Genomic DNA, 18,377 nt, shown 5'->3' on the forward strand with positions numbered 1-18,377 from the left:
CAGGCAGGCCGGACCCATGGCGGCCACCTGCCCCGGGCCCCGCCGGCGAGGACCCGCAGCGTGCCGGCCGGGCTGCGCCCGACAGTACGCCCGTGTGATCCAATGACCGCGGAGCCAGGAACCCGCGAACGGAGCCCGAAGGCATGTCGACCGTCATCCCCATGCCCGACAACTGGGCCGATCTGTCCGGCAGTTGGGAAGAGATCCGGCACGGCTACCACGCCGGGGACAAGGATGCGACGGTACGCGACTGCGCCCGCCGGCTCGACACCACGGCGGCGGGCCCGAAGGACGGTCCCGTGCTGTTCTGGACACTGGGCCTGCTGGCACTCGCGCCCTACGTGGCCTTCGGCGACCCCGGTCCGGGAGTCGAGGACGAGGCCACCGCCGCACTGCGCCGGATCGCCCGCGGCGACGGCGGCGGGGCGTGCACGCACGGGTGGCATCCGTACGACGTCGACGTGGACGAGATGCTCGAGCACCTTCCCGCGGCCCTGGAGGCGCTGAACTCCCCGGCGGACCACACTCCGAACGGCCTGCTTCCCGCGGACTGCCTCGACGGACTCGACGACGACGGGGCCGAACCCGCGCACCTCTCCGGGCCCGAGGTCCTCGACCGCTGGCAATGCCCGCGCACCGCACCGGGATTCGCCCGCGCGGCCCTCGACTACCTGGGCGCCACCGTCCACTGAGCAGGACCGGCCGGTCGGCGGCACCGCGAGCAGGGCCACGACCCGGGACACGGCGCCGACGCCGGGGACGCCCCCACGAGCGGCCCCGGCACCGGGCGCGCACACGGCATGCTGCCTACCAGCCGCAGTCGCGCACTCCCGCGATCTTCTCGCCGCCCTGGATGTAGATGTTGTTCACCCAGCCGATCGTGCCGTCGGGCAGCTTGAGCAGCGTCCACCAGCGGTTGCGGTACCCGCCGTCGACGATCTCCTCGCCGGGGTGCTGGCAGATGCCCTCGGCCCTCGTCCGCGACACCGTGGCGACGATCTTCACGCATGAGCCGCGGGAGGGGTAGTGGACGCAGTCGGCGTCGGCCCCGTCGTAGCGGACGTTCACATGGGTCGCCCATATGTAGACCGACGTCGCGGTCGCGGCCGCGGACGAGGAGAGCGAGGCGGGCGAGGCGGTGGCCGCCGGGGGACCGGCCTGGGCGGCCGCGGGCGATGCGACGGCCGCCGGCGACCCCAGAGTCAGGGCCGCCACGGCGGCGGCCGCAGCGGTCGTTGCCTTGAGAAGACGTCGAGTGTTCACGGATTCCTCGGGTGTCGTCAGATGTCGTCGTCGGTGATCGGCCGAACAGCGGTGACAGGCGCCGCCCGGGATTGCGGGACAGCCCTCAGACGAACTCGCAGTGCACGGTGGAGTCACCGGGGCCGTAGACCGGTGCGCCGGGGACCGGGGAGTTGTTCGAACCACCGCTGGCGTACACCGCGGAGATCCAGCCCAGCGTCCGGCCCGGAGTGATGATCTGGACCCAGTACGTGTTGGTGTACGGGCCGTCCGTCACGCGCCCGGCCGGGCCTCCGTCCATCTGGCAGTACGCCTGGACCCGGACGTTGGTCAGCCGCTCCGTGGTCGCCAGGGAGCAGGAGGTGCTCTGGCAGGTGCGCACCCGGACGTCGGAGGCCCACACGTGCACGGATCCGCTAGGCGGGTGCGCGGCCGCCGGCTGCGCACCCGCCATCAGGATCGACGCGACGGCCAGCAGCAGCCCCGCGAGTGACCGCAGGCCGGCGGTGCCGAACCGTCCGTGCCGGCGTGTTGTCGGTGACGAGTGCGTCATCGTGCGTTCCTTTTCCCGAGGTGCGCCGCGCGGCGGGTGCCGCGCGCTTCCGACCTCCTGACGGGAACCGGTCCCGTCCCGTATGAGCGCCCCACCGCAGCCGTGGTCCCGGCCACCGCCACCTGGTCCGGTCCGTTCGCACGATCCGCGGCGTCCGTGCAGCGCGCCGCGGCCGGACCTCGTGGCCCTGCCGCTCTGTGCGGGGTGGCCGTGGCCTCGGGTGTGCCCGCCGGACTCGGCCTGATCACCGGCATCGTCGGCGGACCGGTGGTGGGCCTGCCCGGGAGCGCCCTGCAGGTCAGCGGAATGGCTGCTGCCCGCCGCCTGCGGGCTCACCCGACCCGCGCCGGGTCACCACTGGGCGATGAGGGGTGTGTCCGGACCGTGCTGTCGCCAGGCTTCGGTGAGGCGGGAGAGACGGGCGGGGGCGGCGATGCCGCGGACGGTGGCGATCTTTCCGCCCGCAAGGTCGAAGGTCACGGAGCCGACGACCCGATCGCCGACCACGGTGAGGATGGCGGGCGTGCCGTTGACGACCGCGTAGTGCATCGCGGGCGTGCCGCCGGCCAGGCGCCGCTTGGCGGGGCTGGGTTTGAAGCCGCCCCGTGCGACGGCGGCGACGCGCTGCGGGGTGTCGTACCGCAGCAGCTTCTCCGCCAGGCCGGCGCCGTCGGAGATCGCGATCACGTCATCGGTGAGCAGCGCCACCAGCCGTTCGGTACGGCCCGAGGAGGCGGCGCTGAGAAACTCTTCGACGATCCTGCGGGCGGCCGCCGGGTCGACCTCACTGCCGCGCCGGCGGGCGGCGGTCACACGGTGCCGGGCCCGGTGGAGGTGCTGCTGGCTCGCCGACTCGCTGATGTCGAGGATCTCAGCGATCTCGGCGTGACCGTAGGAGAACGCCTCGCGCAGGACGTAGACGGCCCGCTCCAGGGGCGACAGGCGTTCCATGAGGGTCAGTACGGCCAGGGAGACGGATTCGCGCTGCTCGAAGGTGTCGGCGGGGCCGAGCATCGGGTCGCCGTCGAGCAGCGGTTCGGGCAGCCAGGCGCCGACGGCGCGTTCGCGGCGGGCCTGCGCCGAGCGGAGCCGGTCGAGGCACAGGTTGGTGACGACCTTGGTCAGCCACGCCTCCGGCACCCTGATCCGCTGCCGGTCGGCGGCCTGCCAGTGCAGGAACGCGTCCTGCACGGCGTCCTCGGCGTCGCCGGCGGAGCCGAGGAGCCGGTACGCCAGGGAGGCCAGCCGGCTCCGGCCGGCCTCGAACCTGCCGGTGTCGAAGAGATCAGTGGCGGTGCTGTCCACGCGAACCACCCTAGAGGATCTTGCTGGAGGGGATGAAGGAGATGGAGGAGGTGAAGGAGACGGAGGGGTGAAGGGGTCAGGCCGTCGTACGGGCGGCCGGGTCCCCGACGGCGGCGGCAGCGCGGCGCGCACGCAGTCCGCCTGCCAGGCACAGCACCATCCCGGGCGTGAGCCAGGCCGCCAGGACGACGACGGGGCGGTCGGCACCCTGGCCGTCGAAGAAGGCGGTGGAGCGCAGCAGTTGGCCGCCGGCTCCGGGCGGCAGGAGTTGGCCGAGGGCGCCGGAGAGGCCGGGCAGCATCTCGGGTGCGGTCGCGGTGCCTGACAAGGGGTTGCCGACGAGCATCATGGTGGCGGCGCCGAGGCCGAAGCCGGCGTACCCGAGCATGGACACGAGCCCGATGATGCTCAGGGAGGTGGCCGCGATCGTCAGGGCGACGACGCCGCTGTTGGCCCAGTAGGAGCCGCCCAGTGCGCCGAGCCAGAACTGCAGGATCGCCGTCACGGAGAGTCCGCCGGTGACGGCGAAGGCGCACGCCCCCGTGACGCGGCGGGTGCTCCCGCGGACGAGCCTGGTCTGGGCGACGGCGGTGCTCGCGGCGGACGCCGCGGGCGCGGCCTGAGCGGATGCGACCTGCACGGCTACGCCACCGCCGTTCCGGCGGACGAGGCGGACGACGCGGACGGTTCGGGGGTGAGACGGTGCTTGCGCCGGGGCAGGCCGAAGGTCGGGTGCGAGGTGGTCCACAGCGACATCCTCAGGATGCCCGCCTTGATCCGGGAGGCCTTCCGGCCGCCCATGTACTTCGGCTTCGCCCGCCCTTCCTCATCCACCATCTGCAAGATCGCGTCCCGCCGGCCGAGGCTGATGTGGTTGCCCACGTACTCCAGCTTCGTGTTCGGGATCTCGCGGCCGGTCAGGTGTCCCACGATCGCGGCAGTGGCCTGCATGCCGGTGTAGCCGGCCGAGGCGCAGGACATCGGCAACGGCAGGCCGTTGTCGGTGACGGCGTAGGCACTGTCACCGACGGCGTAGACATTCGGGTGCGAGAGCGACCTCATGGTGCGGTCGACGACGATCCGCCCGCTGTCGGTGACCTCGAGACCGGCGGCGGCGGCGAGGGGGCCGACCGTGAACCCGGCCGTCCACACGGTCGCGTCGGACGCCAGGACGGTGCCGTCGGCGCACAGCACCCGCCCTGCTTCGACGGCTTCGACCTCGGTGTGTTCCCAGACGGAGATCCCCAGCCGCTCGCACGCCCGGCGCAGATGGTCGCGGGCTGCTGCGGAGAGCCGGGCGCCCAACTCCCCGCGGGCGACCAGCGCCACCGACGGCCCGGGCCGGCACTCGGCGATCTCGGTGGCGGTCTCGATCCCGGTCAGCCCGTCGCCGACCACCACCACCTGCCCGCCCTCGCCCAGACCGTCCAGGCGCTCGCGCAGGCGCAGCGCCGAGGGCCGGGCGGCGACGTCGAAGGCGTGCTCGGCGACACCGGGGACGCCGCGGTCGTCGCCGTGGCTGCCGAGGGCGTGGACGAGCGTGTCGTAGCCGATCTCGCCACCTCCGGCGGCGTCGGCCACGGCGACGATCCGCCGCTCGGGGTCGACCGCGGTGACCCGGGCCAGGCGCAGCCGGACCCCCGTGCCTGCGAAGACATCGGCGAGCTTCGGGGCGTCGATCTCCTGCCCGGCCGCGAGCTGGTGCAGCCGCAGCCGCTGGACGAAGTCCGGCTCGGCATTGACCACGGTGATCTCGACGTCCTCCGGGGACAGCCGCCGGGCCAGGGTCCCGGCCACATAGGCCCCGGCATACCCGGCGCCGAGGACGACGATGCGGTGCTGGTTCATCTCGCGCTCCTGTCGTTGTGCCTGCTCTCGGTGGCTTGAGCGGGACAGCGCCCCGATTCCTGACAGGAACCGAATGTGACGTGGGTCACGGCCGGTGATGGTCCTGGTCGGCGCCCCTGCAGACGGGCGAAACCCGGGCGTGCCGGGAGGCTGTCCAGCCCCTGGCCGACCGGAGACGGCGGTGGCATCCCGTCGGTCCGGCGCGGGCCGCACAGGGGTACGGGTACTCATGTGCTGCTGCCGGAGCGGACCGGAGTCCGTCCCGCGTATCCAAGGGCGGGAGCCGGCCCGTCCGCCGCCGGAAGCCGGCATGAGATCCACTTCACACGACACAGCGGCCGAACGCTGTCACGATCCGGGCCCGCTCTGCGGTCCTCATACCGAAAGGGCACACACGGAGCCCCGTGAGAGTGGAACGGGAACATCGACATGGGACAGAAGCAGCACGTCGTGGTGGTGGGCGCCGGGTATGCCGGAGTGACCGCGGCCCTCCGCGTCAGCCGCCGCCACCAGGTGACCCTCATCGACCCCAAGGAATCCTTCACCGAGCGGATCCGGCTGCACGAAAGGGCCGCCGGCCGCACCGGCACACCCGTCGTCCTGCGCGACCTCGTCGCCGGAAGAGAGATCAACACGGTCCAGGCCACGGCCACATCGATCGATCCGGGTGCCCGTACGGTCCGTCTGGACAGCGCAACCACGCTGACCTACGACCGGCTCGTCTACGCCCTCGGCAGCAGCACCGACACCACCCGCGTCCCCGGCATCGGCGAGCACGCCTACACACTGGAACAGGCGAAGGAGCTCAGTGACCGGCTCTCCCGCGGATCCGGCACCGTCACCGTCGTCGGCGGCGGAGCGACCGGCATCGAACTGGCCGCGGAACTCGCCGAGTCGGCCGGCGCGTGGCAGGTACGTCTGGTCACCGGCGGCGAGCCCGGGAACGGGCTTTCAGCAGCCGGCCGGACCCATGTGCGCAACTCCCTGGAACGTCTGGGCGTCCACCTGCACGCACACACCCGGGTCCAAGCCGTCCACCGCGGTGGACTGTCGACCGACCACGGCGAGCTGACCGGGGACGTGGTCGTCTGGGCCGCCGCGTTCACCGTTCCCTCCCTGGCCGCCGAAGCCGGACTCCGCGTGGACGAGCGAGGCCGGGCCCTGGTCGACACAGCCATGCGCTCGCTCTCCCACCCCGACGTGTTCGTCGTGGGCGACGCGGCACGCGTCACCGTGCCCGGCACGGGCGAACTCCGCATGGCGTGCGCGACGGCGATGCCCACCGGAGCGCACGCCGCCGAAGCCATCGACGCACTCGCCCACGGCCGCGAGCCCAAGCCGCTCAGCTTCCGCTACCTGGCACAGTCCATCAGCCTCGGTCGCCACGACGGCGTCATCCAGCCGGTACGCACCGACGACTCGGCGCACCGCCTGGTGATCACCGGCCGGCCGGCCGCCCGGATCAACGAGTGGATCAACCGCTACACGCTCGCATCCCTGCGCGCGGAACGCCGGCGTCCCGGCACCTACCGCTGGGCCAAGCCGCTGCGCCCGGCCAAGAGGACCGTGGCGCCTGCCTCCCCTGCCCAGGCACAGTGACCCCCCTCGTGACCGCCTCCTGGCCGTCGACCTCGGTCACGGTTTCCCGCTCGTCCAGGAGGACCTCGACGAGCGGGGCGGAGCCCGCGCCTTTGGCGGCCCAGAGGCCGTAGTCCGTGCAGAGGACCCAGGACCGGTCCTGGGCCCAGAGGCTGGACGGGGTCCAACCGTCCTCCTCCGGGTGGTCGTACAGTGCCCTGGCATCCGGGTGACGGCGCGGCATCACCGCCCCCGCAAGCCGTCGGCTCACCGGAGGGCGGCCGGGGTCCCGTCGTTGTCCAGCATGAGGGTCAGACGTGCCGCGAAGAACATGGCCGCGCCCGCCGCGACGACGCTCAGGGCGTCGGCCACCATGCCCGCGGTCACCGCGTCGAGGAAAGGACCGAGCTCCTCGGCCCTCCGGTAGCTCACGCTCGCGTACCGGCCGAGCAGGAGCGAGCCGGCGAACGACGCCCACCAGAGGTTCAGCGGCCAGAAGGGGCCCTTGGCGCCCCGCAGGCCGACGGTCCAGGCCTCGTTGGCGATCCGGTACGGCATCCAGAGGCAGGCCAGCGGTACGAACCAGCCCCCGATCGCCCAGCCCGGACCCCACCGGAACCCGGTGGGCGCCAGCATGCCGGCCCGCAGCCGGATGCGGTGGAACCACATGATGAAGACGGCCGCGCACGCGAGCACGGTCATCAGCTGAAGCTGCTCCACGCGGGCGAACATCGTGGTCAGGGCCGCCCACCGGTCCTCGGAGATGAAGGCGAACCCGCCGTCGCCTTCCACCGCGGAGTGTGCCCGGAAACCGGCGTACAAGGAGACGACATCGGCTGCCGCGGCCGCCGTCAGCGTGGCGTGCAGCACCCCGAGCAGAGCACGACGGGGACTCGTGGCGGGGCGGGCCAGCGGCGGCCGAGGCCGAAGGACGTCGGGACGGGACGAGGACATGACGCGGTGAACCCCCCACGGGCACGGTACGCAGACGCCCGGAGTCGAGCGCGCAGAGGGAAACTACGACACCAAGAACCCACCCGTCCACCGAGAAACCGCAGGTCACGGCCCGGGGAGAAAAGGGGAGCGGACCGGGGCTAACGTGAAGAGAGACGCACCGCCGCGTCCGCCCGCAGACGATCCCGCCAGGCGGTGTGCTCGACGGGCAGGTGAGGTCCATGACCAGCACGGCCGGCGCGTCCGGTGCCGAAACCCACCATCATGACGTGATCGTCGTCGGAGCACGGTGCGCAGGAGCCCCGACCGCCATGCTCCTGGCCCGTCTCGGTCACCGGGTCCTCCTCGTCGACCGGGCGACGTTCCCGAGCGACACAATCTCCACCCACCTGATCCATCCGCCCGGTCTGGCCGCGCTCGAACGCTGGGGACTGCTGGACCGGGTCGTCGCAACCGGCTGTCCCGCCATCCATACCTACATGTTCGATCTCGGACCCTTCGTCATCGCCGGCTCTCCTGCCGGTGAGGGCTTCGACATCTCCTACGCCCCGCGCCGCACGGTCCTGGACAAGATCCTGATCGACGCCGCCGCAGAGTCCGGCGCCGACGTACGAGAGGGATTCACCGTCGAAGAGATCCTGTTCGACGGTGGGACCGTCACCGGCATCAAGGGCCACGGCAAGGACGGCAGGACAGCCACCGACCGGGCCCGGATCGTCGTCGGAGCGGATGGCCTCCACTCCTTTGTCGCCAGGGCGACGGGAGCCGCCGGCTACGCCGAGAAGCCGAAGATCAACGCCTACTACTACGCCTACTGGGCCGGTCTGCCGATGAACGGGACGTTCGAGGCGTACGACCGCAAGGACCGCGCCTTCGCCGCATGGCCCACCAATGACGACCGGACGTTGGTCATCTGCGCCTGGCCCATGCGCGACTTCGAAGCCAACCGTGACGACATCGAAGGCAACTACCACGCCGTACTGGCCCGCGCGCCGGCCTTCGCCGAACGGATCTCGAAAGCCACTCGGACCGAACGGTTCGTCGGAATGACCATCCCCAACTACTTCCGCAAGCCCTACGGTCCCGGCTGGATCCTCGTCGGAGACGCCGGATACCTCAAGGACCCCATCACCGCGCAGGGCATCCAGGACGCCTTCCGGGACGCGGAACGCTGCACCCGCGCACTCGACGACGTACTCGTCGGCCGCCGGCCCTTCGACGAAGCCATGCGGGCCTGCCAGGAGACAAGGGACGCCGAGGTCATGAGCATGTACGAGTTCACGGCCGACTTCGCCACGCTGGAACCACCGCCCCCCGAAATGCAGGAGCTCCTCCTCGCCGCTTCCCGCAGCCGCTCGGCACAGGACGAGTTCGCCCGGGTGACGGCAGGCGTGACGCGGCCGGAGGAGTTCTTCGGACACATGCAGGAACGCATGGAACACCAGACACCTCACGCCGCCTGACAGCGCAGAGAAGCGTGGAGTCCACTCGGCGTCGCATCCGGCCGGATGGAATTCTTCCTCTTGTCGCTCCGGCCCGGGGCCGGAGCCGGGGCCGGGGCCGGTGGCGCGGTGATGTCTCGTACGAAGACGGGCTTGCGGTGCTTCTCCGGCAGCGCGTCGGGCAGTTGCTCCCAGCCGAGGACGTGGGAGACGACCTGGGCTGGGTCGACGGTGCCGGAGACCACCGACAGGTTGCGGACCACCACCAGGCGGCGAGCCCCGCTGGAGCCCGGCACGGGCAGTTCGTCGTCGCCACGGACACCACGCGCGGGAAACTGTGCGGGGAACGCCTGGACACCTACTCCTGGTTGATGGGCAGAGCCAGGTCGGTGACCTGGTACTTGGCCGGGAAGGCGCCCTTGTCGGTGGCCTTGCCCGTCAGGATGTCGACCGAGTAGAGGCGGTAGGTGCCTGCCGTGCCGATGGCGGCGAAGCCGTGGTTCGTTCCGGTTGCCGTGTTGTGGTAGATGTCGAATCCGGCATCGAGGGCGGCATCCACCCCGAGGCTGCCGGTCGGGGCGAGCGCGCCGGCGTTGGCCGGGGACTGCAGGGAGATCCGGTCGGCCATCGTGTCGAGGTCGAACAGGGTCGTCGCAGTCGCGGCATTCAGGTCGTTGTTGGTGTAGGCGGCGCCGGTCACCCCCATGGCGGTGGACGGCGGGGTGGTGGGGTTGGTCAGTGTGCCGTCGAGGGTGGTGGTCAGCGGGGCGGCCGCGTCGTCGATGTTGTGGCGCAGGTTCTGGCCGGTGTTGGAGATCACCCGCAGCCGGTTGGCGGCCGGATTGAAGTCCACGCCGAACGCCGTCCCGGCGAGTGCCACGGTCAGCTGGGACACCTTTACGGCCTTGGCGTTCATGGTGCTCAGGGTGTAGATGCCGCCCCGGTCGCCGACGCCGTACAACTTCTCGTTCTGGACACGGAAGTCGATGCCGACCAGCTTGGTGTCACCGGCCAGGCCGGTCACCTGGCCCAGCGACCAGGTCCTGGACGGCCTGCGGACGTCGAACTCGACCAGGCGCTGGTCGCCGGTCAGACCGATCGCGTTCAGGCCGGTCTTGCGGTCGTGCGCGGGCAGCGTCTGGGGCAGGGCGTCGGCCACCGCCGGCGCGGATGCCGCGCACAGGGCGGCCACAACGACTGCGGATGCCACGATCACAGGACGGTTGCGCATGTTCACTCCCTCATCGGTGCCTCGGCCGGGCCGGCCGACGGCTCGCGATGGGTTCGGCGTCGACTCGGCAGCGGACAGGCCCCCTGAGCGAACGCCACCCGCATGGCGCAAGGAGTGGAAACGGCTGACCCGACGGCGATCACGGCGCGATCCACCGCCGGACGCCGGACGGCGGCCGGTCCGGCGGCTCAGTCGGGTGTGCCGCGCCGCGCGGCATCGTCCTGCCGCCATTGCTCGGCCGCCTGGATCATGGTCCGGCCGACGTGCTCGAAGAAGTGGCCGATGTCCTGCATCCGGGTGCCGGCGGGCGTCGCGGTGCCGAGGACCCGGGCGCCGCGCAGGGCGAAGTCGGCCAGCATGGTGTTCTGACGGGCACTTGCCATCCAGCCGCGGAACCAGGCGTCGGCGTCGATGACGTACCGGTCGCGCCGCCGGCCGGTGTCGCGCTCGCGCCTGATGAGCTCCTGCTGTTCGAGTTCGCCGACGGCCTTGGAGACGGATGCGGGGCTGACCCGGAGGCGCTGGGCGAGCTCGGTGGCGGTCAGGCTGCCTCCATCGGTGACGTACAGGCACGTCAGTACCCGTGCCGTCATGCGCGGGAGCCCCGTACCGACCATCATCGCCGTGAACTCTTCCTCCAGTTCGAGGACGGCCTCCGGGTCGCGCCCGTGTACGTCGCCCGCGCTCGGGGAGGTGGCCGGAGCGGCGGCCGGGGGCTGCTTGCGGCGGCGGGCGCGGCTCGTGGTGGCGCGATGGGCCGCGTCGGCCCGATAGGCGGCGGGGCCGCCGTTGCGGGCCACCTCCCGGGTGACGGTGGAGATGGGCCGGCCCAGGCGCCCGGCGATGCCGGTGTAGCTGAGTCCATCGCGCAGTCCCTCGGCGATCTGCGACCGCTCGTCGTGGGTCAGTCTGCCTCCGGGCATCGGCATGGCCTCCGTGTCAGGTGCGTGCGGGTGCCCAGTATTGCTTTCACATCCAGTTCATTGCAAATCCGACGAGCCTGCATTTGCGTTCGATCCCATTGTCATTGCAAGAAACCCTTTCGCTGACATGCGAAGATGTAATCCGATCTGGATTTTTGATTGACGAAAGAGTGAAAGCAATTTAGCTTTTAGTCATTCGCGAATGCGCGATGTGATCCGAGCGGGCCCCGGACGAGGGCTGCTCGTCGCCCTGATCGGAGTCCCCATGACCTCCTTACTCGCACCCGTACGCGCCTGGCACCGGCCGCTGACGGCCTGCGCCGTCCTCATGTTCGGCCTGGCGGCCGTCGCCGCCGTCGGTACGGTCCTGGACGAACGGACCCTGCTGGGCGAGTCGGTGTGGGTCAAGCCGCTCAAGTTCGGCGTCGCCTTCGGCCTCTACGCCGGCACGCTGGCATGGCTGCTGACCAAGCTGACCAGGGGCAGGCGGCTGGGGTGCCGGCTGGGCACCGTCTTCGCGCTGGCAGCCACCGTGGAGGTGGGCGCCATCACCGCCCAGGCGGCGCGCGGCACGTTCAGCCACTTCAACGCGGATCAGGCCGACCCGGTCACCCTCGCCCTGGTCCCCCTCCTCACCTTCGGCGTGATGGTCATCGTCATCGCGCAGTTGGTGCTCGCAGCCGTCGTCCTCTTCCAGCGCACGGGCGGAACAGCGCTCAACCGCGCCATCCGCCACGGTCTCGCGCTCGCCACCTTCGGCATGGTCGTGCCGGTCTTCTGGATGGTCACCGAGATCCACCCCCGTACGGTGACCGACGCCAACGGACACTCCGTACAGATGTACCAGGGCCACGGCATCGGTGACCCTGACGGCCACGGCATGCCCCTCACCAACTGGAGCGTGACCGGGGGCGACTTCCGGGTGCCGCACTTCTTCGCCCTGCACGGCATCCAGGTGCTCCTCCTGATCGCCGCGGTACTGGCCGCCCTGGCCGCCGAGCGCGTCTGGCTGCGCGACGAGGAGGTGCGGGCCCGCCTGGTCGGCAGCGCGGCGCTCGGCTACACGGGACTGGTCGCGGTGGTGACCTGGCAGGCGTGGCGCGGACAGCCCCTGATCCAGCCGGACACCGCCACCCTCCTCGCCCTCGCTGCGGTGCTGCTGCTCACGGCGGGGACCACCGTACGAGTGATCGCGACCGCCCAACGCGCTACGGCCCAACGCGCTACGGCCGCAGGCGCTGCGGCCGAGGTCTCTCCGGCCGAGCGCACTCCAGCCGAGCCCGAGCCCGCCACGGCTGAGCCCGCCACGGCGCGACCGGCCGGGATCCCCGAGCCTTCCTGGCCGGTGGCGCGCTGACGCTGACCGCCCGCCTGCCCGCCTGCCCGCCCGATCCGACGAACCGAAACCGCACCCCTGAAAGGAAGACCGGCATGACCAGTCACTTTTCCACCGAGGCGACCGCACAGGGTACGCCGGAGGTCTCCGCAGCGGCCCTCGACGCCACCCCCGACCGCTCCGCAATGCAGCACGCCCTGGACCGCGCCACCGTCCCGGGCGGCGCTCCCGGCATCGTCGCCGAGGTACGCAACGGCAGTGACGCCTGGTTCGGCTCGGCGGGGGTCTCCGACACCTGGACCGGACAGGAACGCCGACCGTCCGAGCGGTTCCGGATCGGGAGCACGACGAAGGCGTTCACCGCCACGCTCGTCCTGCAGCTCGCGGCCGAGGGCCGGCTGGGCCTCGACGACACGATCGAGCAGTGGCTGCCCGGGATGGTGACGGGCAACGGCTACGACGGCCGCGCGATCACCATCCGGCAGTTGCTCGACCACACCAGCGGCATCTCCAACTACGCCAATGACGCGGAGTTCTTCAAGAACGGCATAGGCGAGGCCTGGTTCCGGCACCGCTACGACACCTACGCCCCCGAGCAGTTGATCAGGATCGGCCTGGCCACCCCGGCGCCCTTCGCTCCGGGGGACGCCTTCCTCTACTCCAACACCAACTACTTCCTGGCCGCCCTGATCGTCGAGGAGGTCACGGGCGGGACGTTCGCCGAAGCACTCACCCAGCGGATCATCCGCCCTCTCAGGCTGACCGGGACCTACCTGCCCGGCACGGAACCGGCGATCCGCGGGACGCACTGCCGCCACTACTCCACCCTTTTCGCTTCCGATGCCCAGCCCGTGATCCACGACGCGACCGAGAGGAACCAGTCCTTCGCATGGGCGGCCGGCGGCATCGTCTCGACCACGGGTGACCTGCAGCGCTTCTTCGGCGCACTGCTCCAGGGCCACCTCCTGCCCGCCGAACAGCAGCGGGAGATGTTCACCACCGTGGACACCACGGGACCCGTACCGTGGATCCCGGGCACCCGGTACGGCCTGGGCGTGTTCTCCTGGACACTGCCGTCCGGTGTGACGGTCTGGGGCAACGCGGGTGCCACGTACGGCTCGTGGACCTGCGCCATGGGCTCCCGTGACGGCGAGCACCTGCTCACGAGCCAGGTCAACGGCGACTGGAGCGGCCTGCCCGTCCTCGCCGACATCCTCACCACCGAGTTCGGCGCGGCCGCCGCAAGCTGACAGCCGGGAGCGCCGGCCGCCCGTACCTCCTTGATCACTCCGTCGCCGGGAGCCGGGAGCCGGGAGCCGGGAACGCGCACGGGGCCGGGGGCCGCGCCGCTGGAAGGAAGGGGTCCGGCGCCCTCGGCCCGGACGCGGGGGTGATCGGCAGCAGCGCCCTGCCGGCTGCGCCGTCGCCGGGGTCAGGAGCGCGCGCAGGACGGGGGAGTCCTGCCCGTCAGTGGGATGTCGAGGGTGTGGCAGGGTGGTGGGGCATGTGGGCCCTGGGGGCCTGTGGAACGCGAGAGAGGTATGTGATGAACGAGGTTGAGCTCAGGGCGCTTTTCGACCAGATCGACACGGACGGTGACGGGCGGATCAGCGTCGTCGAACTGGCGGAGGGGTTCAGGGCCGAGGGCGCCCAGGAGCACCTCGCCGAAGAGGTGGAGAAGGCCATGAAGGCCGACGTGAACCACGACGGGGTCCTCGACTTCGAAGAGTTCCGCACCCTGCTGAAGTAGCGGCCAGCCAGACAGCGACGGCCGCCGGCCCACCCGGCCCCGCCTGCGACGCGGAAGACACCCCCCGAGCTGCACGCCGCCGCCGGTTCGTACGTGGCGACCGAGCGCACGGCGGACCTTCCCGGGGAGGGCTGACAGCCGACCGCAGCCACGCCGCCAAGGCAGACCCGGGGCAGAGGGAAAGGGACGGGCGATGACTGCGCAACCGACGCCCGAGCCCGAGCCCGAGCGGACGCCGCGCAACGCGGAGGGAATCGCGGCCGCCCTGCCCGGCGCGCAGCGGATGGAGTTCTGCCGCGAACTCCTGGCCGCGACCCCCGAGCAGGCCAGGGGCGTGCTCCTGCGGCCGGGCCGTCCGCTGGTCGTACGGCTGCGCCGACGCGGCCGTACGCAGCCGCCCCGCCGAGCGCGGCCGCGCGAGCCCCTGGACGGCGTTGCCCACTGGCCGGGCATCGGCTGGAGTGCCTGCGGGAATTGGCTGGCAGGTGCATGACGAAACAGTGCGGTGCGGGGCTACCTTCTCAGTGCTCCGAAGGCGCGGCTGTCCGAACCCGCGGACCACAGGCGGGCGGTGGCGGCGTCTCCAGTGCCCCGGCTCCGCCGAGGGGCCGGATCCCCCCCCCACGCATGAAGGAAGACGACCATGTCTCTGGGCACCTGGCTGAAAGCCGGCACCTCCGCCGCCGCACTGGTCCTCGCGGCGGCACCCGCCGCGACCGCGGCACCCGCGCCCTTACCGGACGCCACCGCAGCGGTAGTGACACTCCGTTACGACGACAGCCGGGCCGCCGGCTGGGAAGCGGCCATAGCTGCCGGGGTCGCTTCCTGGAACGCGAACGTCAGCAACGTACGGCTGGTGGAGGCCGCGCCCGGGACCCGGGCCGAGATCGTCATCGTGGCCACCACCGGCTGGCCGCAAGCCACCCTCGGTCCGGTCCGTCCGGGGCGACAGGTCCGAGTCGAACTCGGCGCGCAGGCCGTGAGCCAGGGGTACGACAAGACACGCATCGCCGCGCACGAGCTGGGCCACAGCCTGGGCCTCCCGGACACCAAGCCGGGGCCGTGCTCCCAGCTGATGTCCGGGTCCAGCGCCGGGACGGCCTGCACCAACGCCGTGCCGAACGCGACAGAGCGGTCCCGCGTGCAGAACGCCTACGCGAACGGGCTCGCGGCAACCGTGCCGGCCGACGGCCGGGTACTCATCGACGCCCCCTGACCGGAGGCCGGCGGGTCGGCGAGTCAGCGGGTGGGCCGGCACGGGGCCCTGGCCGGGACGGGCTCCCGGAGGACAGCCGTGCCGGTCCACCGCCGCGCCTTCACCGGGAAGCAGCGTCGGGCGCGGGTACTGCCGCTGCAGCAACCGCCCCTGCCGGACGGCGAAGTCTTCGGCGACCCCGTCGCCCCGCCCGTGACGGCGGGGGAAGAACCTGCTGGCCGGCCACCACCGGCCAGGCGCGGTGAGGACGGCTCCGCAGCACCCGTACGCCGTGGGCAGGGGCCGACATACGCCCCACGCACCTGACGCGGGCCCCATGAGAGGTGAGGGGTCAGCCGGCGGCCGGAGCGGAACCCGCAGGGCCGCCACGGGCGTCGGGGGCGGGGGGCCTAGGATCGCGGTATGGCGCTGCTCATGAGTGACGTGAACCGGTTCGAGGCCGCGAGGCCCCGGCTGGAAGCCATCGCGTACCGGCTGCTCGGGTCGGCGGGCGATGCGGAGGACGCCGTGCAGGAGACGTTCCTGCGCTGGCAGGCGGCGGACGTCGAGCGGATCGAGGTGCCCGAGGCCTGGCTGACGAAGGTGCTGACCAACTACTGCCTCAACCAGCTGACTTCGGCCCGCGCCCGGCGTGAGACGTACGTGGGGCGCTGGCTTCCCGAGCCGCTGCTCGAAGGCGATCCGATGCTCGGGCCGGCCGACACCGCCGCACAGCGCGAGTCGGTGTCGTACGCCGTCCTCGTCCTGCTGGAGCGACTGACGCCCAACGAGCGTGCCGTGTACGTCCTGCGGGAGGCCTTCGACTACCCGCACCGGGAGATCGCCGAGATCCTCGACGTCAGCGAGGCCGCCAGCCAGCAGATCCACCACCGGGCCAAGAAACACATCGCGGACGGCCGGGTGCGCACCGAGATCGACGCGGCCGCGGCACGGCGGATCGTCGAGGAGTTCCTGGCCGCCGCGACCAGCGGCCGTACCGAACCCCTCGTCCAGCTGCTCACCCAGGACGCCGTCGCGATGGGCGACGGCGGCGGCAAGGTCCCGGCCCGCGCGAAGGCGTTCGAAGGCGCCCTCGCGGTCGCCACGTTCCTGCGCGGCCTGTTCAAGCCCGGCACGGCCAAGCGGGCCATCGTCGGCGGCACGCCCGAGATCTACGCCACGACCGCCAACGGCGGCCCCGCCATCGCGGCGGTCGTCGACGGCCGGCTCATCGGGATCACCTGCCTGGACGTCACCGCCGACGGCATCGTGGCGGTCACCAGCCAGGTCAACCCCGACAAGCTCGTGCGCGCGACCGAGCGGTGGGCGGCCGCGGACCACGGGGAGGGCCCGCTCCACACCTTGTGAGGCCCTGCGTCACACCGACGCATGCCGGTGTGACGCAGGTCACATTCCATTCCTGTCAGGAAACGCGGGGCTGCCCGGTTCAAGGTGCGACACCACGCCGGACACCGGCGGACCCGTCCAGACAGGAGCACGGACATGGAGCACCGCATCGTCGTTCTCGGAGCCGGATACACCGGTGCCGTCGCCGCCGGCCGTCTCGCCAGGCGGCTGCACCGCGAGGACGTCCGCATCACCCTGGTCAACCCGGAGCCCGACTTCGTCGAGCGCGTCCGGCTGCACCAGCTCGCGGCCGGCCAGGACCTCCGGCCGCGGCCGTTCAGCGAGATGTTCGCGGGCACGGGCGTGGAGGTGAAGCTCGCGAAGGTCACCGCCGTGGACGTGGACCGCAGGACGGTGTCGGTCGCCGCCGCGAACACCCTCGGCCGGGAGGAACTGGCGTACGACACCCTGGTCTACGCGCTCGGCAGCGGCTGGAACGACGGGGGCGTCCCCGGCACCGCCGAGCACGCCCACGAGGTCTCCAGCCGGCCGGGCGCACTGCGCCTGCGCGACCGCCTCGCCGCCCTGGACGCCGGCCGGCCCGTGGTCGTGGTCGGCGGCGGACTGACCGGCCTGGAGGCCGCCACCGAGATCGCCGAGGCCCGCCCGGACCTCGACGTCGCCCTGGCCGCCCGCGGCGCCCTCGGCGACTGGCTGTCGGAGAAGGGCCGCGCCCACCTGCGGAAGGTGGTGGACGGGCTCGGCATCACGGTCCACGAGCACGCCGTGGTCGACGCCGTGGAGACCGGCCGTGTCACGACCGCCGACGGCCGGACCGTCCCCGCCGACGTCACCGTCTGGACCACCGGCTTCGCCGTCCACCCCATCGCCCGGGCCACCGCCCTGAAGCTCACCGACGGCGGCCGGATCGTCGTCGACGCGACAATGCGCTCGCTCTCCCACCCGGACGTGTACGCCGTGGGCGACGCGGCGACGGCGACGGGCCCCGGCGGCAAGCCGCTGCGCATGTCGTGCGCCTCGGGCGTCCCGATGGCCTGGCAGGCCGCCGACGCGATCGCCGCCCGGCTCGCCGGCACCAAGATCCCGACCGTCCCCATCCGCTACTTCCAGCAGTGCATCTCCCTGGGCCGCAGGGAGGGCCTGATCCAGTTCGTCACCGCCGACGACCGGGCCGTCGACAAGGTCCTGACCGGCCGCGCGGCCGCCTTCTACAAGGAGACGATCTGCAAGGGCGCGGCGTGGGGCGTGGCCCACCCGACCGTGGGCATGCCGACACGGCGCCGCCGCGTCGCCCAGCAGGAGAACAAGACTCCCGCCCGGGTGCGGGCCGCGGCCTGACCGCCGCTGCCGGCAGAACAGTGCCTGGATCATCTCCGCATACTCGGGCAGCGGATCCCCGAGGAGCGGGTTCCGCAAGGGGGCTTGGCTTCCGCAGCACGGAGACCTACCTGCCAGGACCGCTCCCGCAGGGAGTCGGGCCGGTGTCCGCCCGCGCAGGCCGGCACCTCTGTCGCCGACGAGTTCAGCATGATCTAGCGCGGAACCCCGGGCGTTCACGCCCGGGAGGGAGCGCTTCTTAACACTGCTCTGATCCGCGCGGGCGCACGGGTCTGCATTATTGACCTCAGCCGGGACGTTTCTGGTTCTCGATG

Annotated in this window: 19 protein-coding genes; 10 read left to right on the forward strand and 9 right to left on the reverse strand. The window is 71.9% G+C overall.

The window, feature by feature from the left end:
• The first annotated feature begins 143 nt into the window (after positions 1–143).
• On the forward strand, positions 144–692 hold the full coding sequence (locus tag AAT21_RS34470; protein ID WP_052757787.1) for a hypothetical protein: 549 nt from the start codon (positions 144–146) through the stop codon (positions 690–692).
• Between the two features lie 115 nt (positions 693–807).
• Here AAT21_RS34470 and AAT21_RS14745 read toward each other — a convergent pair whose 3' ends face one another.
• From AAT21_RS14745 to AAT21_RS14765, 5 genes are all read right to left on the reverse strand, one after another.
• Complete coding sequence (locus tag AAT21_RS14745; protein WP_157879699.1) at positions 808–1,263, reverse strand: peptidase M23; 456 nt, start codon at positions 1,261–1,263, stop codon at positions 808–810.
• An 85-nt stretch (positions 1,264–1,348) separates the two neighbouring features.
• Positions 1,349–1,795 carry a hypothetical protein gene (locus AAT21_RS14750; RefSeq protein WP_046776986.1) on the reverse strand — a complete coding sequence of 149 codons (447 nt, stop codon included), beginning with the start codon at positions 1,793–1,795 and terminating at the stop codon, positions 1,349–1,351.
• A gap of 351 nt (positions 1,796–2,146) precedes the next feature.
• Positions 2,147–3,100, reverse strand: coding sequence for a sigma-70 family RNA polymerase sigma factor (locus AAT21_RS14755; protein WP_200904383.1), 954 nt, complete (start codon positions 3,098–3,100; stop codon positions 2,147–2,149).
• Positions 3,101–3,176: 76 nt separating this feature from the next.
• Positions 3,177–3,740: a hypothetical protein gene (locus AAT21_RS14760; protein WP_200904384.1), complete on the reverse strand. Its 564-nt coding sequence runs from the start codon at positions 3,738–3,740 to the stop codon at positions 3,177–3,179.
• A gap of 2 nt (positions 3,741–3,742) precedes the next feature.
• Positions 3,743–4,948, reverse strand: coding sequence for an NAD(P)/FAD-dependent oxidoreductase (locus AAT21_RS14765; protein WP_046776988.1), 1,206 nt, complete (start codon positions 4,946–4,948; stop codon positions 3,743–3,745).
• A 429-nt stretch (positions 4,949–5,377) separates the two neighbouring features.
• Between AAT21_RS14765 and AAT21_RS14770 the strand changes: the two genes are divergently transcribed.
• The gene (locus AAT21_RS14770) at positions 5,378–6,547 is read left to right on the forward strand and encodes an NAD(P)/FAD-dependent oxidoreductase (RefSeq protein ID WP_046776989.1); all 1,170 of its coding nucleotides are present in this window, start codon (positions 5,378–5,380) and stop codon (positions 6,545–6,547) included.
• Between the two features lie 246 nt (positions 6,548–6,793).
• On the opposite strand, the gene AAT21_RS14775 is transcribed toward AAT21_RS14770, so the two are convergent.
• A complete protein-coding gene (locus AAT21_RS14775; protein WP_052757789.1) occupies positions 6,794–7,396 on the reverse strand; it encodes a DUF4328 domain-containing protein in 603 nt (200 codons plus the stop codon).
• A gap of 305 nt (positions 7,397–7,701) precedes the next feature.
• Between AAT21_RS14775 and AAT21_RS14780 the strand changes: the two genes are divergently transcribed.
• Positions 7,702–8,943: an NAD(P)/FAD-dependent oxidoreductase gene (locus tag AAT21_RS14780; protein ID WP_046776990.1), complete on the forward strand. Its 1,242-nt coding sequence runs from the start codon at positions 7,702–7,704 to the stop codon at positions 8,941–8,943.
• Here the strand turns inward: AAT21_RS14780 and AAT21_RS39990 are convergent.
• The 3 genes from AAT21_RS39990 to AAT21_RS14795 all read right to left on the reverse strand — a co-directional run bounded on the left by AAT21_RS39990 (position 8,931) and on the right by AAT21_RS14795 (position 11,076).
• A complete protein-coding gene (locus AAT21_RS39990; RefSeq protein ID WP_046776991.1) occupies positions 8,931–9,218 on the reverse strand; it encodes a hypothetical protein in 288 nt (95 codons plus the stop codon). The two genes, AAT21_RS14780 and AAT21_RS39990, sit on opposite strands and share 13 nt — an antisense overlap.
• A gap of 62 nt (positions 9,219–9,280) precedes the next feature.
• Entirely contained in the window at positions 9,281–10,153 is an 873-nt protein-coding gene (locus AAT21_RS14790) for a DUF4394 domain-containing protein (protein ID WP_046776992.1), read from the reverse strand.
• 188 nt (positions 10,154–10,341) lie between these two features.
• Positions 10,342–11,076, reverse strand: coding sequence for a GbsR/MarR family transcriptional regulator (locus AAT21_RS14795; protein WP_046777445.1), 735 nt, complete (start codon positions 11,074–11,076; stop codon positions 10,342–10,344).
• A gap of 202 nt (positions 11,077–11,278) precedes the next feature.
• On the opposite strand from AAT21_RS14795, the gene AAT21_RS14800 reads away from it, so the two are divergent.
• The 7 genes from AAT21_RS14800 (at position 11,279) to AAT21_RS14830 (ending at position 18,063) form a co-directional block, all read left to right on the forward strand.
• On the forward strand, positions 11,279–12,433 hold the full coding sequence (locus AAT21_RS14800) for a hypothetical protein (protein WP_063838096.1): 1,155 nt from the start codon (positions 11,279–11,281) through the stop codon (positions 12,431–12,433).
• A gap of 74 nt (positions 12,434–12,507) precedes the next feature.
• Positions 12,508–13,662: a serine hydrolase domain-containing protein gene (locus AAT21_RS14805; protein ID WP_046776993.1), complete on the forward strand. Its 1,155-nt coding sequence runs from the start codon at positions 12,508–12,510 to the stop codon at positions 13,660–13,662.
• 296 nt (positions 13,663–13,958) lie between these two features.
• Positions 13,959–14,162 (forward strand): EF-hand domain-containing protein, encoded by a 204-nt coding sequence (locus AAT21_RS14810; RefSeq protein WP_046776994.1) that lies wholly within the window; start codon positions 13,959–13,961, stop codon positions 14,160–14,162.
• A gap of 193 nt (positions 14,163–14,355) precedes the next feature.
• Positions 14,356–14,655, forward strand: a complete 300-nt coding sequence (locus tag AAT21_RS14815) for a hypothetical protein (protein WP_046776995.1) — start codon at positions 14,356–14,358, stop codon at positions 14,653–14,655.
• Positions 14,656–14,805: 150 nt separating this feature from the next.
• Entirely contained in the window at positions 14,806–15,378 is a 573-nt protein-coding gene (locus tag AAT21_RS14820) for a snapalysin family zinc-dependent metalloprotease (RefSeq protein WP_046776996.1), read from the forward strand.
• A gap of 402 nt (positions 15,379–15,780) precedes the next feature.
• A complete protein-coding gene (sigJ, locus tag AAT21_RS14825; protein WP_046776997.1) occupies positions 15,781–16,725 on the forward strand; it encodes an RNA polymerase sigma factor SigJ in 945 nt (314 codons plus the stop codon).
• Between the two features lie 135 nt (positions 16,726–16,860).
• Positions 16,861–18,063 (forward strand): NAD(P)/FAD-dependent oxidoreductase, encoded by a 1,203-nt coding sequence (locus AAT21_RS14830; RefSeq protein ID WP_046776998.1) that lies wholly within the window; start codon positions 16,861–16,863, stop codon positions 18,061–18,063.
• Positions 18,064–18,377: the final 314 nt, after the last annotated feature.

Origin of the sequence: Streptomyces yangpuensis, assembly GCF_001005295.1 — a bacterium.
GTDB lineage: Bacteria > Actinomycetota > Actinomycetes > Streptomycetales > Streptomycetaceae > Streptomyces > Streptomyces yangpuensis.

Excerpts from the sequence above, each read along its gene's own strand:
- AAT21_RS34470 (WP_052757787.1), top strand. The coding sequence starts at position 144 with ATGTCGACCGTCATCCCCATGCCCGACAACTGGGCCGATCTGTCCGGC.
- AAT21_RS14750 (WP_046776986.1), bottom strand. The coding sequence starts at position 1,795 with ATGACGCACTCGTCACCGACAACACGCCGGCACGGACGGTTCGGCACC.
- AAT21_RS14765 (WP_046776988.1), bottom strand. The coding sequence starts at position 4,948 with ATGAACCAGCACCGCATCGTCGTCCTCGGCGCCGGGTATGCCGGGGCC.
- AAT21_RS14770 (WP_046776989.1), top strand. The coding sequence starts at position 5,378 with ATGGGACAGAAGCAGCACGTCGTGGTGGTGGGCGCCGGGTATGCCGGA.
- AAT21_RS14780 (WP_046776990.1), top strand. The coding sequence starts at position 7,702 with ATGACCAGCACGGCCGGCGCGTCCGGTGCCGAAACCCACCATCATGAC.
- AAT21_RS14790 (WP_046776992.1), bottom strand. The coding sequence starts at position 10,153 with ATGCGCAACCGTCCTGTGATCGTGGCATCCGCAGTCGTTGTGGCCGCC.
- AAT21_RS14795 (WP_046777445.1), bottom strand. The coding sequence starts at position 11,076 with ATGCCCGGAGGCAGACTGACCCACGACGAGCGGTCGCAGATCGCCGAG.
- AAT21_RS14800 (WP_063838096.1), top strand. The coding sequence starts at position 11,279 with ATGCGCGATGTGATCCGAGCGGGCCCCGGACGAGGGCTGCTCGTCGCC.
- AAT21_RS14805 (WP_046776993.1), top strand. The coding sequence starts at position 12,508 with ATGACCAGTCACTTTTCCACCGAGGCGACCGCACAGGGTACGCCGGAG.
- AAT21_RS14810 (WP_046776994.1), top strand. The coding sequence starts at position 13,959 with ATGAACGAGGTTGAGCTCAGGGCGCTTTTCGACCAGATCGACACGGAC.
- AAT21_RS14815 (WP_046776995.1), top strand. The coding sequence starts at position 14,356 with ATGACTGCGCAACCGACGCCCGAGCCCGAGCCCGAGCGGACGCCGCGC.
- AAT21_RS14820 (WP_046776996.1), top strand. The coding sequence starts at position 14,806 with ATGTCTCTGGGCACCTGGCTGAAAGCCGGCACCTCCGCCGCCGCACTG.
- sigJ (WP_046776997.1), top strand. The coding sequence starts at position 15,781 with ATGGCGCTGCTCATGAGTGACGTGAACCGGTTCGAGGCCGCGAGGCCC.
- AAT21_RS14830 (WP_046776998.1), top strand. The coding sequence starts at position 16,861 with ATGGAGCACCGCATCGTCGTTCTCGGAGCCGGATACACCGGTGCCGTC.